Annotated in this window: 13 protein-coding genes; 4 read left to right on the top strand and 9 right to left on the bottom strand. The window is 54.7% G+C overall.

All coding sequences use genetic code 11. The annotated features are described in order from the left end of the window. Positions 1-15: 15 nt before the first annotated feature. The 5 genes from pqiC to rlmKL are packed head-to-tail and all read right to left on the bottom strand — an operon-like array spanning position 16 to position 7532. Positions 16-585 carry a membrane integrity-associated transporter subunit PqiC gene (gene pqiC, locus ACK13D_RS10220; protein ID WP_022625928.1) on the bottom strand — a complete coding sequence of 190 codons (570 nt, stop codon included), beginning with the start codon at positions 583-585 and terminating at the stop codon, positions 16-18. Further along, on the bottom strand, positions 582-2225 hold the full coding sequence (gene pqiB, locus ACK13D_RS10215) for an intermembrane transport protein PqiB (protein ID WP_010255015.1): 1644 nt from the start codon (positions 2223-2225) through the stop codon (positions 582-584). The genes pqiC and pqiB overlap by 4 nt, the downstream gene beginning before the upstream one ends. Further along, positions 2212-3480 (bottom strand): membrane integrity-associated transporter subunit PqiA, encoded by a 1269-nt coding sequence (gene pqiA, locus ACK13D_RS10210; protein ID WP_010669781.1) that lies wholly within the window; start codon positions 3478-3480, stop codon positions 2212-2214. The genes pqiB and pqiA overlap by 14 nt, the downstream gene beginning before the upstream one ends. Before the next feature lie 14 nt (positions 3481-3494). After that, positions 3495-5411 carry an ABC transporter ATP-binding protein gene (locus ACK13D_RS10205; RefSeq protein ID WP_010255011.1) on the bottom strand — a complete coding sequence of 639 codons (1917 nt, stop codon included), beginning with the start codon at positions 5409-5411 and terminating at the stop codon, positions 3495-3497. Between the two features lie 6 nt (positions 5412-5417). After that, positions 5418-7532: a bifunctional 23S rRNA (guanine(2069)-N(7))-methyltransferase RlmK/23S rRNA (guanine(2445)-N(2))-methyltransferase RlmL gene (gene rlmKL, locus ACK13D_RS10200; protein ID WP_010669780.1), complete on the bottom strand. Its 2115-nt coding sequence runs from the start codon at positions 7530-7532 to the stop codon at positions 5418-5420. 110 nt (positions 7533-7642) lie between these two features. Between rlmKL and ACK13D_RS10195 the strand changes: the two genes are divergently transcribed. Continuing rightward, entirely contained in the window at positions 7643-8752 is a 1110-nt protein-coding gene (locus tag ACK13D_RS10195) for a YcbX family protein (protein ID WP_010669779.1), read from the top strand. Here ACK13D_RS10195 and ACK13D_RS10190 read toward each other — a convergent pair whose 3' ends face one another. The 4 genes from ACK13D_RS10190 to ACK13D_RS10175 all read right to left on the bottom strand — a co-directional run bounded on the left by ACK13D_RS10190 (position 8753) and on the right by ACK13D_RS10175 (position 12959). Then, positions 8753-9295: a cell division protein ZapC gene (locus ACK13D_RS10190; protein ID WP_010669778.1), complete on the bottom strand. Its 543-nt coding sequence runs from the start codon at positions 9293-9295 to the stop codon at positions 8753-8755. 153 nt (positions 9296-9448) lie between these two features. After that, positions 9449-10459 (bottom strand): quinone-dependent dihydroorotate dehydrogenase, encoded by a 1011-nt coding sequence (pyrD, locus tag ACK13D_RS10185; RefSeq protein WP_010255000.1) that lies wholly within the window; start codon positions 10457-10459, stop codon positions 9449-9451. 134 nt (positions 10460-10593) lie between these two features. Next, positions 10594-11895, bottom strand: coding sequence for a flippase (locus ACK13D_RS10180; protein WP_010669776.1), 1302 nt, complete (start codon positions 11893-11895; stop codon positions 10594-10596). An 83-nt stretch (positions 11896-11978) separates the two neighbouring features. Beyond that, positions 11979-12959, bottom strand: coding sequence for a glycosyltransferase family 2 protein (locus tag ACK13D_RS10175; protein WP_010254993.1), 981 nt, complete (start codon positions 12957-12959; stop codon positions 11979-11981). A 748-nt stretch (positions 12960-13707) separates the two neighbouring features. Here ACK13D_RS10175 and ssuE point away from each other — a divergent pair. The 3 genes from ssuE to ssuD are packed head-to-tail and all read left to right on the top strand — an operon-like array spanning position 13708 to position 16382. After that, on the top strand, positions 13708-14259 hold the full coding sequence (gene ssuE, locus ACK13D_RS10170; protein ID WP_010254991.1) for an NADPH-dependent FMN reductase: 552 nt from the start codon (positions 13708-13710) through the stop codon (positions 14257-14259). A gap of 11 nt (positions 14260-14270) precedes the next feature. Further along, on the top strand, positions 14271-15224 hold the full coding sequence (locus ACK13D_RS10165) for a sulfonate ABC transporter substrate-binding protein (RefSeq protein WP_010254990.1): 954 nt from the start codon (positions 14271-14273) through the stop codon (positions 15222-15224). A 9-nt stretch (positions 15225-15233) separates the two neighbouring features. After that, on the top strand, positions 15234-16382 hold the full coding sequence (gene ssuD, locus ACK13D_RS10160; RefSeq protein ID WP_418796281.1) for an FMNH2-dependent alkanesulfonate monooxygenase: 1149 nt from the start codon (positions 15234-15236) through the stop codon (positions 16380-16382). Positions 16383-16388: the final 6 nt, after the last annotated feature.

The following is a 16388-nucleotide window of genomic DNA, read 5'->3' as shown; positions in this document are numbered from 1 at the left end:
TTATTCACATCAATCTTAATTTAACGCAACCACGCTATTGGCAATCTTCTGTGCTGTCTGTTGCCAGCCCGCCGCCAGCGTTCTGACCATCGCATCGTAGCCATCTTCGGTCTGCGGCAGTACCAGGTTAAACGCCTGTTTGGTCAGCCGGCCCTGATGTTCCAGCGTCCATTCGCCACTGACGACTGCTTTGCCATCATAGCGTCCCTGAAAGCCTGTCACGGTCACATTCAGCGTATCGTGCTGCGCGCCTAAAGGTGAACCTGCGACCAGCCGGCCTGGCAGCGCCTTGCTCAAGTTAGTGATCAATGTCTGCTGCAACTGCTGATCGAGCGGGCTGGCCCAGAGATTATTCGCGGCGATAACGTATTTGACATCGCTGGTCTGATAAACCAGTCCGTTGCCTGCCAGATAGTCCGGCACCGTCACCTGCTGCACCCATAACATCGGTTGCGCTTCATTCAGCTGGCTGCTGCTGACCTGCATGGAAGCTGCCCCGGAGGGCAGCTGATACCAGGTATTGTCAACGCTGCTACTGCACGCACTCAACACCAGCGCGGCACAAAGTATCAATCCTTTATTCACTGTTTCGCCCTCTTCGGCTGGGGATCCTGTCCCGGTTTTGCCTCAAATACCAGCGCATTGCTCTTGGTGTTAAGCGTTCTTAACACCGGCTGGAGTTCACGCAGAACCTTATCCAGGCGCTGCATATCCCCCACCAGCTTGCTGTAGGCTGGTGAACCTGGCTGCAGGCCTTTCATGCTGCGGTTCAGCTCGCGCAATGTCTGCTGCAGGTCTTCCGGCAGGGTTTTCATAGCCGGACTGGCGGTGACTTTGTTGATGTTGTCGATGGTGCGCTGCAGATCACGCATCGTTTTCTGGCTCTCTTTCAGCGTGCCTGTCGCTTCATTGACCATACCGTTCAGTGGCAGACTGTTGATCTTATCCAGCGCCGCCATCAGCTTCTGCTGAATCTGGCTCAGGCCACCGCTGACCGTTGGGATAACTTCATAGCCAGAGACTTTCTGCGGCCCTTTATAAGGCGGTGCATTGTCATAGAAGTCGAGATCGACATAGAGCGCACCCGACAACAGGCTACCGGTTTTCAGCGTCGCACGCAGGCCACGTTTTTTACCATCCTGCAGATGCTGTTGCAGATCGAAGTTCTCACCCAGTCGGCTGATAAAGCGATCCGGCTCGATGCGAATCAGCACCGGCACGCGGTAATCATTGTTCAGCGCCTGGTCCAGACCGGCTTTCATCAATGGCGCTTCTGAGACGGTACCCAGGCGAATGCCGCGGAATTCAACCGGCGCACCCGCCTGCAGACCACGGATGGAGTCGGTGAAGAACATCAGGTAATCAATATGGTTGGTGTAGAGCGAGTCCTGAATGCTGCGCTGATCGTCAAACAGATGATAATCAGACTTATTCTGCGCAGGCTGACCCAGCTCCCAGCCATCCGGCACGTCAAAACTGACGCCGCCGCTGAACAGCGTGGTCAGCGATCCCATTTCCACCCGCATTCCTGAAGCGGACATATCCACGGCGATGCCGCTGTCCTTCCAGAAGCGAACGTTGGTTGTAATCAGGCGATCGTAAGGCGCAGCGACAAACAGCTGATAGGTCATCATGCGTTTTTCGGTATCAAAAGCGCTGGTCTCGACCGTACCGACGCGATAGCCACGGAACAGCACCGGATCCCCCGGATTGAGCTGGCCCGCTTTCTTGCTGTCCAGCACGATGCGAATCCCTTTGGCATCCGGTGGCGCTAACGGCGGCGCATCCAGCAGCTTAAACTGCTCGGGTGCCTGGCTTTTAGTGCCCGGCTGTAATTCGATATAGGCACCGGATAACAGAGTGCCGAGACCGCTGATCCCTTCGCGACCCACCTGCGGTTTCACCACCCAGAAAACGCTGTCGCTGTGCAGCAGTTTTTCCATGCCTGAATTCAGGCGCGCTTTGATTTCCACATGGTGGAGATCGTCGCTTAACACCGCGCTTTCCACCACACCGACATCCACACTGCGGCTTTTAATCGTGGTTTTACCCGCAACAATGCCTTCGGCGTTTTCGGTGATGAGGGTGACTTCCGGCCCCTGATGGCTGAAGTGATAAAAGAGGATCCATCCGCCGATTAACAGCGTAACGATGGGGACAATCCAGACCGGCGACCAGCGCTTAATCTGTTCCACCTTTGCATGGCCGTGATTAGTTTCCGTCAAGGCGCGACTCCTTCATATTGTTTTCGCGTACACGATCCCAGGTTAATCGCGGGTCAAAGGTCATGGCAGCAATCATGGTGATAATCACCACCATTGCAAACAATACTGCCCCCCACGCGGGATAAACATTCATTAATTGCCCCATGCGCACCAGCGCAGAGAGCACGGCAATAACAAACACGTCAATCATTGACCAGCGGCCTACAAATTCGACCACTTCATAAATTTTGTGCATCCTGTGGCTGTCACGCTGTCCGCGTCCGCTGGCATCCCAGCAAAGCCAGCCAATCGCCAGCATTTTCAGCGTAGGCACCATGATACTGGCGATAAAGATCACCAACGCCACCGGATAGGAGCCATCACCCCACAGCACAATCACCCCCGCCATGATATTGGAGGGATAGGCAGTGCCGAGGGTTTCCGTCACCATAATCGGCAACAGGTTGGCCGGGATATAAAGCAGTATGGAGGTGAACAACAGCGCCAGCGTCCACTGCAGGCTGTGCTTACGCCGTGCCTCGGCCGTGACGCCGCAGCGGGGACACTTATGCTCTGCTTCCGGCAGAATGGCCGTACAGCAGGGACAGGAGCGCAGACCCTGCTCTAAACCACTGATGCCCACTTCGGGCGGATGGGGCAGCGCAGGTCGGGGTGACAGACTGTCCCACAAGCCGCGTCGATCAACGCACTGAAAGGCCCGCAACTGCAGCAGACAGAACAGAACCCACGGCCAGAAGCTGGTCTCCAGGCCGATCTCGCCATAGGCCATCAGCTTGACGAAACTGACCAGCACGCCCGCCATAAAGATTTCTGCCATGCCCCAGTTACGCAGCTGAAACAGAATACGTGCCAGACCAGTTTTGAGTCCAGTCGGCAACGGGACCCGATTGACCAGAAGGATAATGGTGATCATGCAGAAGGCCGGAACCGCCTGCACAAAGAGAAGGAACAGCGTCGCCAGACTGCTGTAATCTTCCGTCACCATCACCTGAGGTATCTGGGCCAGGGTTATCTGGCTGGTCAGCCCCGCCACCTTCATTGAGACAAAAGGAAACAGATTCGCCAGCAGCAGCATAAACAGCGCTGCCAGCGCATAGCCCGTTGGCCGTTTACGCGGTTCGTGCCAGTTGGCCGTCAGGGAGGTGTGGCAGCGCGGGCATGACGCACGGCTGCCAACGGGAATGTCCGGCAGCTTAATCATTAAATCGCATTGTGGACAGAGCATCCACGCGTTACTTTTCACTGCTGAACACATCCGTTAGCCCTGCCCTACGCGCCGTTTTTCAGTGACTCTAGCTCTTCCCAGCGCGCAAAAGCGGTTTCCAGCTCCTGCTCAGTCTGAGCCAGATTATCCAGCACCGGTTGCGTCTGATCGTGTGCCTGGCTGAAGAAGTCGGGATGACTCATCTTCGCCTGCAGCTCTCCGATACGCGCTTCCAGCTGCTCCAGTTTTTGCGGCAGCTGTTCCAGCTCGCGCGCCAGATTGTAGCTGAGTTTATTCACGCTACGCTTCGCATCACCCTTCTCGGTTGCAGGCTTAGAGGCGTTGCCCGTCGCTTTCGCCGGTGCTGCCGCCTTGTGCTGCCGGTAGGCGGCGCGCTGCTGCTGAGCATCGTGATAACCGCCAACAAAGGTACCAATCTCACCGTTGCCTTCAAAAATCCAGCACTCGGTAACGGTATTATCGACGAACTGACGATCGTGGCTCACCAGTAACACGGTGCCCTGATAACCATCAATCAGCTCTTCCAGCAGTTCCAGCGTTTCGACGTCAAGGTCGTTAGTCGGTTCATCCAGAATCATCAGGTTGCTGGGACGCAGGAACAGGCGTGCCAGCAGCAGACGGTTACGTTCACCGCCCGAAAGGGCGCGCACCGGCGTCATGGCACGTTTTGGATGGAACAGGAAGTCCTGCAGATAGCCCAGTACGTGGCGCGGTTTGCCGTTGACCAGTACTTCCTGCTTGCCTTCGGCCAGGTTGTCCATCACGGTGCGATCCGGATCCAGTTCAGCGCGATGCTGGTCAAAGTAGGCTACTTCCAGCTTGGTGCCGGAATGCACACGACCATGGTCAGCTTTCAGCTGCTGCAGCATCAGGCGTAGTAAGGTAGTTTTCCCGCAGCCATTTGGTCCGATCAGCGCAATTTTGTCGCCACGCTGCACCTGGGTTGAGAAGTCCTTCACCAGCACTTTGCCATCGACCGCGTAGTCGACATTTTCCAGCTCAAAGACAATCTTGCCGGAACGGGACGCTTCGCCCACCTGCATGTTGGCTTTGCCCATCACTTCGCGGCGTTCTGAATGTTCACGACGCAGCGCTTTCAGCGCACGCACACGGCCTTCGTTGCGGGTACGGCGAGCTTTGATGCCCTGACGGATCCACACCTCTTCCTGCGCCAGTTTGCGGTCGAATTCGGCGTTCTGCATCTCTTCAACGCGCAACGCTTCCTCTTTGCCTTCCAGATAGAGATCGTAGTTGCCTGGCCAGGAGACCAGCTTGCCACGGTCCAGATCGACAATGCGCGTCGCCATGTTGCGGATAAACGAACGGTCATGGGAAATAAAGATGATGCTGCCGGTGAAGTTCTTCAGGAACGTTTCCAGCCAGTCGATGGTTTCGATATCGAGGTGGTTGGTTGGCTCATCCAGCATCAGGACGCGCGGGTTACTCACCAGCGCACGACCCAGTGCCGCTTTACGCAGCCAGCCGCCCGAGAGCGATGACAGCTCGGTATCGGGCTGCAGACCAATCTGCTCCAGCACGTCATGGATGCGGCTCTCCAGCTGCCACAGATTCTGATGGTCGAGGATGCTCTGCAGACGCGCCATCTCATTGAGGTTTTTATCGCTGGGATCTTCCATCACCACATGGGAAATGGCGTGATAGGCTTTCAGATGCTCAGCCTGCTCTTCAACGCCCTCGGCCACGAAGTCATACACCGAACCGGTAATATTGCGCGGCGGATCCTGTTGCAGACGCGCCACGACCAGATCGGTTTCATAAATAATGCGGCCATCATCCAGTGGCTGTTCGCCATTGATGATTTTCATCAGCGTGGATTTACCCGCACCGTTACGGCCCACCAGACAGACGCGTTCGTTCTCTTCGATGTGCAGTTCGGTGTTGTCTAACAGCGGCGCATCGCTGAAGGAGAGATAAGCGCCGTGGATACTGATTAATGACATGTAAGCTTATTCCTTACCGGCGTGAGTGATCAGCCAGCAGTTGTGAATTTGACGGTTACGCGCGAAGTCCTGCGACTGCGTTTTCTGGGTAATATCCTGCGCCTGCAGGCCCAGTGATTTCAGGCCATCCATGTCCATTTTGAAACCGCGTTTGTTATTGGAGAACATGATGGTGCCGCCGCGACGCAGCAGGCGCTTCAGGTTACGCATCAGCATCATATGATCGCGCTGAACGTCGAAGCTCTCTTCCATACGTTTTGAGTTGGAGAACGTTGGCGGATCGATAAAGATCAGGTCAAAGTTCTCGTCACTCTCATTCAGCCAGCTCAGACAGTCCGCCTGCATCAGACGGTGCTGACGCCCGGTCAGTCCGTTAAGACGCAGGTTGCGCTCCGCCCACTCCAGATAGGTACGCGACATATCTACCGTAGTGGTTGAACGCGCGCCACCCAGACCGGCATGCACACTGGCGGTACCGGTATAGGCAAACAGGTTCAGGAAATCTTTGCCCTGACTCATCTGGCCCAGCATTTTACGGGCAATGCGGTGATCGAGGAACAGGCCGGTATCGAGATAGTCGGTCAGATTCACCCAGAAACGCGCATTAAACTCTTTAACTTCGAAATAGTCGCCCTTCTCGCTCAGCTTCTGATACTGCGCTTTGCCTTTCTGGCGTTCACGCGTTTTCATAATCAGACGGTCGGCAGGCAGTTGCAGCACGCTCAGCGTCGCGCTGATGACATCGAACAGACGCTGACGCGCTTTATCAGGATCGATAGTTTTCGGTGGCGCATATTCCTGGATAATCACCCAGTCGCCATAGCGATCGACAGCAACGTTGTAGTCTGGCAGATCGGCATCGTAAATACGGTAGCATTCAATGCCTTCCTGACGCGCCCACTTCTCCAGTTTCTTCACGTTTTTACGCAGGCGGTTAGCGTAATCTTCCGCAATCTGTCCAGCGCTTTCATGACTGTTAACCGCCAGCTTATAGTTTTTCTGCACGCAATCCAGCGGACCGTTCTTCGCTTTAAACTGGCGATCGGCACGCAGCTGCAGGCAGCTCAGCAGTTCTGGCGAGGCGCTGAACAGCGACAGGTTCCAGCCGCCAAAATGCTGCTTCATCAGACGTCCGAGCTGGCTGTGCAGCGCAATCAGGGCTGGTTCGCTCTCCAGACGTTCACCGTAAGGAGGATTACTCAGCACCGTACCGTGAACCGCCGGATCGACCGGATTAGTCAGCTTCAGCAGATCCTGCTGGCCGAAGGTGAAAAGTTCAAAGACGCCAGCGCGGCGGGCATTCGCCTGCGCCCACTCCAGCACCCGACCATTATTGTCGTAGCCAAAGAAGCGCGCCTGGGTGGCAGCCGTGCCAGTGCGGGCACGGTTCTGCGCCTCAGTTTTAACCTCCTGCCACAACGCAGCGTTAAACTGGCTCCAGGCGGTGAAGCCCCAGTGCTTGCGCAGCAGGCCTGGCGCACGATCGCAGGCAATCAGTGCGGCTTCAATCAGCAGCGTACCGGAACCACACATCGGATCGATCAGCGGTGTCGTCGGCTCCCAGCCAGAACGCAGCACGATGGCCGCCGCCAGGGTCTCTTTTAACGGCGCCTGACCGGTCTGCTGGCGATAACCACGTTGATGCAGCGAGCTGCCGCTGAGATCCAGTGCAATGCTGGCGCGATCGTCATTCAGCCAGACGTTGACACGGATATCTGCCTGCTCACGATCGACGTTGGGTCGTTCGAGATTCTGACGGGTAAAGCTGTCCACGATGGCATCTTTAACTTTCAGCGCGCCGAACTGGCTGTTACGAATCGAATCGTTGGTGCCGCTGAAATGCACAACAAAGGTTTTGTCGCTGCCGAACATCGTCGGCCAGTCCACGCTCTGCACACCCAGATAGAGATCCAAATCGCTGTAGACGCCAAACTCTCCCAGCGGCAACAGGATGCGTGATGCTAAACGACTCCACATCAGGCTTTGGTACATAGTGCGATCGTCGGCTTCGTAGTGAACGCCTCCCTGCACCACTTGCAAATCCTGCGCGCCCAGCGCGTCCAGCTCACTTTTTAACAGCTCTTCGAGCCCACGCGCCGTGCTGGCAAACAGAGAATTCATATCGTCACTTTTTAACTCTTGAGAAAATTGTCGCGCATTATAGCGAATCGGAGACCTATGTCATAAAGTTAGCTTCTTTTGTGCTGCGCGTCGGGTTCAAGGAGAACACCATGATCACGCTTTCCCGCTTATTTATTCATCCTGTGAAGTCGATGCGGGGATTAGCGCTGTCACACGCGCTGGTCACTGACAGCGGACTGGCATTTGATCGTCTGTTTATGGTGACCGAACCTGATGGCACCTTTATTACCGCGCGTCAGCACCCGGAGATGGTGCGCTTCACGCCCGCGATTTTACCGGATGGCCTGCTGCTGACGGCTCCGGATGGCAGTCACTCCCTGATCCGCTTCAGCGATTTCGATGAGCAGGATCACCCCACCGAAGTCTGGGGAAATCATTTCACCGCGCGTATAGCGCCGCATGCGATTAACCAATGGCTGAGCCAGTTCTTCCCGCGTGAGGTTCAGTTGCGCTGGGTCGGGCCGCAACCCAGCCGCCGGTTAAAAGCGTTTAATCATATTCCGCTGAGCTTTGCCGACGGCTTTCCGTTTTTGCTGATCAACAACGCGTCGCTGCATGATCTGCAACAGCGCTGCCCGGCCAGCGTCCGTGCCGAACAGTTTCGTCCGAATCTGGTCGTCAGCGGCGCTGCCGCATGGGATGAAGACAGCTGGGCGGAGATTCAGATTGGCGACGTAATATTCGAGGTTCCTAAGCCATGCAGTCGCTGCGTGCTCACCACTGTCAGCACCGAAACCGGCGTTAAGCATCCTGCCGGTCATCCGCTGGCCACGCTGCAGACGTTCCGCACCGCCCTGGATGGCAGCGGGGATATTGATTTCGGTCTGAACTTAGTGGCGCGCAACAGTGGGGTGGTGCGCGCTGGTGATGAGATGATTGTCCTGAAACGTCATGCACCGCGCAGCTATGGTGCCGGTGAAGTGGTCGAAACACTGAAACCAAAGCAGCAGGCGCCAGATGCCGTGACTATCACGTTTCAGGGTCAGACGTTTACCGGGGATAATCAGCAGGTATTACTGGATCAGCTGGAGATGCAGGGCTTCCGGATCCCCTACTCCTGTCGGGCGGGACTGTGCGGCAGTTGCAAGCTGAGTCTGGTCGCGGGTGAGGTTAAGGCGCTGAAACAGAGCGCCCTGCGTCAGGACGGCACGCTGTTGAGCTGCAGCTGTATTCCGGCTGGCGATGTAGAACTAAGGTAGTCAGACTGCGCGGGCGTAGCGCGGCGCGACATCCTGATACAGGGGCTGCAGGCGATCGTTCATCACCTTGATGGCATCGCCGAGCACCATGTTTTTTCCGGCCAGCGTCAATCCCGGCTGCGCCAGCAGGCAGAGTGCCGCGTTATCGCCACTCTCAACCACCAGCAGTCGTGCCTGCGTTCCCTCGTCTGCCAGCGTAACCTGTACCATTTCACCGGGACGGGGCTGCATTGCCGGGGCATAAGAGGCGAAATGCCAGCTTTTCGGCATCAGTGGCTTGAGGAAGCGTGCAGCGACCAGCGCATTTAACACCAGTTCGGCGCGATGGCTGCCACTGAGTTTGCACTGACGGCAGGTCTCTTCAAAGGTGTAATAAAGGGCGGCGTCATCGACACAAAAACCCGATTCAGTGAAGGCATCCGGCGTGAGCATTTTGCGGGAATAACGGGAACGAAAAAGCATACCGTCTGCCAGGTCGAGCATCATTCGGTCGTGGCTGCTGTCAAAATACCAACGCCAGTTATCATCGGGTTTAATTTTCATCGTGTGCCCTGTATTTACCGCTGCGCCAAACATCACGCAGAATTCAGCGAAAAAAGAAACATAAGGAAAAGCTGAAAAAGCGTGCAACAGGACAAAATATAAACGAGCCGAGGGGATAAATAAACCCCCCGGCCAATGATTGTGAGAATTGTCTTAGAGATGGGTGACGATATCTTTAATTAAGCCTGGCCCCTGATAAATAAAGCCTGAATAAATCTGAACCAGTGTTGCCCCGGCGGCGATTTTTTCACGCGCTGCCGTCAGAGAATCGATCCCGCCTACGCCAATAATCGGCAACCGTCCCTGCAGTTCCTGAGAGAGACGCTGGATCACCGCCGTGCTGCGCGACTGCACTGGCCGTCCACTTAACCCACCCGCTTCCTCAGCATGCTTAAGACCGCTCACCAGCGAACGATCGAGCGTGGTATTGCTGGCAATCACGCCATCAATCTGATGACGAATTAAACTGTCCGCGACCTGAATTAACTCTTCTTCAGAGAGATCGGGCGCAATTTTTACGGCCAGCGGAACATATTTCAGATGACGCTGTTCCAGCTCTTTTTGTTTCTGTTTGATGGAAGAAAGCAGATCATCCAGCGCCTCGCCATATTGCAGCGAACGTAAACCTGGGGTGTTAGGTGAGGAAATATTGATGGCGATATAACCGGCGTGGGCATAAACCTTTTCCATGCAGATCAGATAATCATCTTTGCCCTGCTCGACCGGCGTATCTTTATTTTTACCGATATTGATCCCCAGCACGCCGTTAAAACGCGCTTTCTTCACGTTTTCAACCAGGTGATCAACACCCAGATTATTAAATCCCATCCGATTGATAATTCCGCCCGCTTCGACCAGACGAAACATGCGTGGCTTATCATTTCCTGCCTGAGCGCGTGGTGTGACGGTGCCGACTTCAACAAAACCAAAGCCCATCGCCGCAAACGCATCAATACACTCTGCGTTCTTATCCAGACCCGCCGCCAGGCCCAGGGCATTCTTAAAGGTCAGTCCCATACAGGTGACCGGACGCGATGGCAGATTCTGGCGATAAAACATCTCCAGTGGGGTGCCGTTCATAAAACGCAGTTGCTGAAAGGTGAGTTCGTGTGCGCGTTCGGGATCAAGTTTAAACAGCGCCGGTCGGACGATAGGATAAAACATGCACTCTCCTGAAGGACGGAAGCGATCGTGAAAGTCGGTGCACGGGAAATTGTGCGCCAGAATGGTAAAGTGCTCTGGCGCAAAAGTAAATCGAACAGCGGGGATGCATAAAACTATCTGAAAATGCTTTGATCTTACGCGGCGGAATCGTTTACGGGTTGATTTTTCACCTGAGAGGGAAACAGATAATCCCGCAGGATGCCGTGACGTTGCATGATGCCAAAAATACCGAGACAGACAAACGCTTCAGCCCCGACCATCGACCATGCGGCACCGATTGCGCCAAACTTCCACGCCAGGAAACAGCAGAGCGGTACGTTAATCAAACCAGCGGCCATCATTACCCACATACGCTGACGCGCTAAACCATGTGGGATCAGAATCTGTAATCCAGCCGGATAGGCAATGTTGCCAAACAGGAAGCAGAGCACAAAGACGCGCAGCACATCCGCCGACGGGATAAAGTCTTTACCCAGCAATATTGAGACCACCAGGTCAGCAAAGAACCAGGTGAAGATTACAATCGACAGACTCAGGGAAAACGACAGCAGCAGGCTTTTACGTGTCGCCGCAATCGCGGCCCGTTTATCCCGGCCGAACAGGTGGCTGACGCGCGGGAAGAAGGCGCTGCCAATCTGCTCAGGCACAGAGTTGGCCGCTTTACGCAGGCGATCGGCGCCGTTGTAGATCCCGACCATATAGGTGGAGGTAAAGGAGGCGAGAATCACCACGTTGACGCTGTTGAAAAGGTTAGCACCGGCGATGGCGATAAACACATCCATGCTGTCGGTGATGCGCTGTTTGATTTCGCGCGGTTCAAAGCGGTAGCGGCCTATGACTTTCATCTCCAGCACAAACTTCAGCGTAATCGCCGCGCTGATAATGGAGACCGCGCCAGGGATCAGGGCAGCCAGCCAGGTATCCTGCGGAGATTTCACCAGTAAAAAGGTCAGCGGAATCGCACAGAAGTTACCGAAGGTGGCGATCATCGCCGTCTTACCCAGCTTCTCAAAGCCCTGCATCAGCCAGCCGAATGAAAACAGCGAGCCGACCAGCGTGGTGCAGTTCGCCAGAATAATGAAGAACAGAGGATGCCAGGAGGGATTGAACCAGGTCGCGGTCAGCAGCGTGCCGCTGGTGACCACCAGCAGCATCAGCTTGGCGTTAAACGTTGACCAGAAGAGCTGGCTGACGCGTTCTTTGTCATCACGATGGTGAGCAATATCTTTGGTGGTAAAGACATTGAATCCCCAGTCGGAGATGGTGCTGCAATAGAGGACGCAGGCGATCGCCAGCGCCAGCGTACCCATCTGCTCTACGCCCAGAACGCGGGCAAGATAGGGCAGCGTGGCCAGCGGAAACAGAAACGATGCGCCACGGTAAGCCAGCAGCGAGAAAATATTAATAACCAGACTTTTATCGAGTACTTTTGCCATGTCGCAACAACCTTATACACATTGCATGTCTCACCTTCTCATTTCGCTAAGGCATAAACAATATCGCTTCACATTTTTCAGAATCAGGCTGCGCGCTTGAGCTCTTTTTTAACCTTGTAATGCTGCAACGCAATAAAGAGTTCCGGGCGATTAAACAACAACCACTCTTTAAGATTTTCTGATTTTACATTACGACCCATAAAGCGAATGGCATTACAGACATATTCCGGCACCGGCGTTTTATTATAGAGAGACAAATAGATCATCAGACGGAACGAGTGAAGTAAATAAGATTTTTCCAGCGAACTACGCCAGGCTGATTTAGGGAGCGAACTGGTTAACGTATTATAAGCATGCATAAAAGCGTCATAGCGCTGATAGAAAAACTCATTGCCTTTGGTACTGTTGGTCAGTGAACCACTGCGGATGCGCTGCTTATAATAGACCTGACGGCTGACCCATGCGTGCTGGCATTTCATAAACACGGAGAGCGTAAAGTTGTGGTCTTCATGAACCCGACGTACAAAGCGCAACTTATGCTGTTCAATGACGCTTTTTCTTAAGACGTAATTCCAGACGGCAGAGGTATATCTGCCATTACGCAGCAGGCGCAGAAAGACCTCCTGTGGTTTCTGCTGGCCAAACTGGTCATGCTTCACTTTTGGCGAGGTGATATCAATGTGGCCATCTTCATAGACGCAGGAGTTAAAACAGAAAAGATCCGTTTCAGGATGCTTCTCCGCCACCATTGCCAGCTCAGTCACGAGGCCATCAACCACGACATCATCCGGATCACAGAAAAAGAGAAACTGACCCTTTGCCAGTGCAATGCCGGTGTCCCGTGCATTGCCGAGGCCGCCATTTTCAATGGTGATCACTTTCACCTGAGAAAGGTGTGCATAATTCTGTTCAATTAAGGCTAATGTTCCATCAGTAGATCCATCATTCACAATGATTATTTCATTGGGCGCTTTAACCTGGCGTAATAACGAATCGACGCACTCTACAATATATTTCTCAACATTGTAGGTTGGAATAATAACGGATAACAGGATGTCAGACATATGCAATTCTCTGCTGTTAGAAAATGACAATACGATTCACCTGCCTGATGCAGGTTCTGACCAGAGGCGAAACGTCGAAAAGAGTAAGGCGCGATTATTATGATTGCTTTCATTGAGCCCGATTATCTTAAACCTGTAATGCGAAAAAAGACCAGCCGTAAAAATCATCTTAATGTTTCATGTGAGCATCACTCTTAACGAAAGTGCATCTATAGCCAGCAGTAATGTTAAAACCGTTGAGGATCGATTTAAATTAGCCCTGCAAAGCAGACGTAACCAGATTCAGAAATCTGTAAGCGAACATCTGAAACGATGAATAAGTTCAGCATTCCTTCATTATTATTACAGTTTGCTTTCTGCAATAAATCTTAATCTTTGGCAGAGGCTGCCGCAGATAAGCTGATTCTGTGCTGCTTCGCAGCGCTATTTTGTCAGCCGTTGCGCTTTATGGCCGCGCCACTCTCAGAAAAAATGATTAAGCAATCAGACGAAAGATATTTTTTCTGCTCAACCGACACATTTTGACGATCTCGTATCATGCCCCTTAATGAATTGTTCCGCTGCCAGCGCTTAATTTAAGAATTATCGGAAGCGGCGATGCTGACATCTGTCGCAACGCCTTCTATTTGCAGATTTCACCCTTACTTTGCCGGATAAATCATTTAAGCCCACTCCCCTGCTCTGACAGTATGAAGGCATAAGTTCTCAACATTTGATAATCAATAACTTTTAGTTATAAGGAGTGATGATGCGAGTTATTACGCTGGCTGGCAGCCCACGATTCCCCTCCCGCTCAACCTCACTGCTGACGCTGTGTCAGCACAAGCTGGAGGCGCGTGGCATTGAAGTCATTCCGTGGAATATTCACAACTTTCAGCCTGACGATTTAATCAATGCGCGTTTTGATGCACCTGCGCTGCTGGCCCTGCGTGACGATCTGGCTTCGGCTGATGGACTGATTATTGCGACACCTATCTATAAAGCATCGTTTTCGGGTGCGCTGAAGACGCTGCTCGATCTGCTGCCTGAACGCGCACTGGAACACAAAGTCGTGTTACCGCTGGCCAGCGGCGGCAGTGCCGGTCATATGCTGGCGCTGGACTACGCCCTGAAGCCGGTGCTCAACGCCTTAAAGGCGCAGGAGATCCTGCATGGTGTTTATGCCGAGGATCATCAGATCAGTCATTACGACCGTCAGCCTGAACTGCAGGATTCACTGTCACAGCGCCTGGATGAGGCCGTCTCCGCCTTCTGGCTGGCACTGACCCGTCACCACCATCCCGTTGCGCAAGCGGTATAAGGAAGCGATCGATGAAGCTGAGATTAGGAAAGTGGCTGGTGGCCGGACTTCTGCTGGCCGGCCTTCAGGTACAGGCCGCCGAATCCGATCCGTCTGAGATTCGCATCGGCTATCAGAAAGGTTCGGTCAGCATGGTGCTGGCGAAGTCACATCAGTTACTGGAGAAGCGTTTTCCCCATACCCGGATTAAGTGGATCGAGTTCCCTGCAGGTCCGCAAATGCTGGAAGCGCTGAACATCAACAGCATCGACCTGGGCAGTACCGGTGATCTTCCCCCGCTGTTTGCCCAGGCCGCGGGCGCGGATCTGCTCTATGTTGGCGCGGAGCCGCCCAAACCCAAAGCAGAAGTGATTCTGGTGCCAAAAAGCAGCCCGCTGAAACAGGTTGCGGATCTGAAAGGGAAAAAAGTCGCTTTCCAGAAAGGCTCCAGCTCTCACAACTTACTGCTGCGCGCCTTGCAGCAGGCGGGTCTGACCTTTAAAGACATCACGCCGGTCTATCTCACCCCCGCCGATGCGCGCGCCGCCTTCCAGCAGGGTGACGTTGATGCCTGGGCAATCTGGGACCCCTACTATTCATCGGTGCTGCTGCAGGGGAATTCGCGCCTGCTGATTGATGGCAGCTCCCTTAACCTGACCGGCTCCTTCTATTTAGCGACCCGCAGCTATGCCGAAGCCCATGGCGCGTTTATTCAGCAGGTGCTCGACACCTTCAGCTCTGCTGACGCGCTGACAATCAGCCAGCGTCAGCAGAGCACCACGTTACTGGCACAGGCGATGGGCTTGCCCGAACCGGTCATCGCCAGCTACCTCAGCCATCGGCCGCCAACCCGCATTTCGCCAGTTAGTGCCGAAACCGCGGCCGCCCAGCAGCGCACCGCTGACCTGTTCTATGCCAATCATCTCTTGCCAGTAAAAGTGACGATTCAGGATCGCATCTGGCATCCGCATACCGTGACGCAATAAGGAGCAACAATGAGCGTATCCATTTTCTGGTTCCTGCCGACGCATGGCGACGGCCACTATCTTGGTACCGCCGAAGGGGCGCGACCGGTTGATCACGCCTACCTGCAACAGGTGGCGCAGGCCGCTGACCGCCTCGGTTTTGGTGGCGTACTGATCCCGACCGGCCGCTCCTGTGAAGATGCCTGGCTGGTTGCCGCCTCGCTGATTCCGGTGACGCAGCGCCTGCGATTCCTGGTGGCGTTGCGTCCTGGGGTGATTTCACCAACCCAGGCAGCGCGTCAGGCCGCCACGCTGGACCGTCTTTCTAACGGACGTGCGCTGTTTAATCTGGTGACCGGCGGCGATCCGGAAGAGCTGGCGGGCGACGGCGTGTTTCTCGATCACCGCGAGCGTTACGCGGAATCCGCCGAGTTTACCCGCGTCTGGCGTCGGGTGCTGGAAGGCGAAACCGTCGATTATGAAGGCAAGCACGTGAAGGTTCGCGGTGCGCGTCTGATGTTTAACCCGGTGCAGCAGCCTCGTCCCCCGCTGTGGTTTGGTGGCTCTTCTGAACCCGCCCAGGAGCTGGCGGCCGAACAGGTCGATGTCTACCTCACCTGGGGCGAACCCCCTGCGCAGGTTAAAGAGAAGATTGATCAGGTGCGTGCGAAAGCGGCTGCCCAGGGACGCACCGTCCGGTTCGGCATCCGTCTGCATGTGATCGTGCGTGAAACCAATGAAGAGGCCTGGCAGGCCGCAGACAAACTGATTGCCAATGTGGATGACGCCACCATCGCGAAAGCGCAGGCGGCGTTCCAGCGGGCAGATTCTGTGGGGCAGCGCCGGATGGCCGCACTGCATGGCGGTCGCCGCGACAAGCTCGAAATCAGCCCTAACCTGTGGGCAGGCGTCGGCCTGGTGCGCAGCGGAGCCGGGACCGCGCTGGTCGGCGATGGCCCGACCGTGGCCGCTCGCATCAAAGAGTATGAAGCGCTGGGCATTGAGACCTTCATCCTGTCGGGTTATCCGCATCTGGAAGAGGCTTATCGCGTCGGCGAACTGCTGTTCCCGCATCTTGATCTGCAGATTCCACTGGTGCCCCAGCCGCGCGTGATTCAGGCACACGGTGAAGCGGTAGCCAACGATTTTACCCCTGAGAAAAAAGTCGCCCGGGGCTGAGGAGAG

The organism is Pantoea sp. K16 (assembly GCF_048452805.1).
In the GTDB taxonomy this organism is placed as follows: domain Bacteria; phylum Pseudomonadota; class Gammaproteobacteria; order Enterobacterales; family Enterobacteriaceae; genus Pantoea; species Pantoea agglomerans.
Note: the sequence above shows the minus strand (reverse complement) of the source record. Positions and strands in the feature narration are given on the sequence as shown.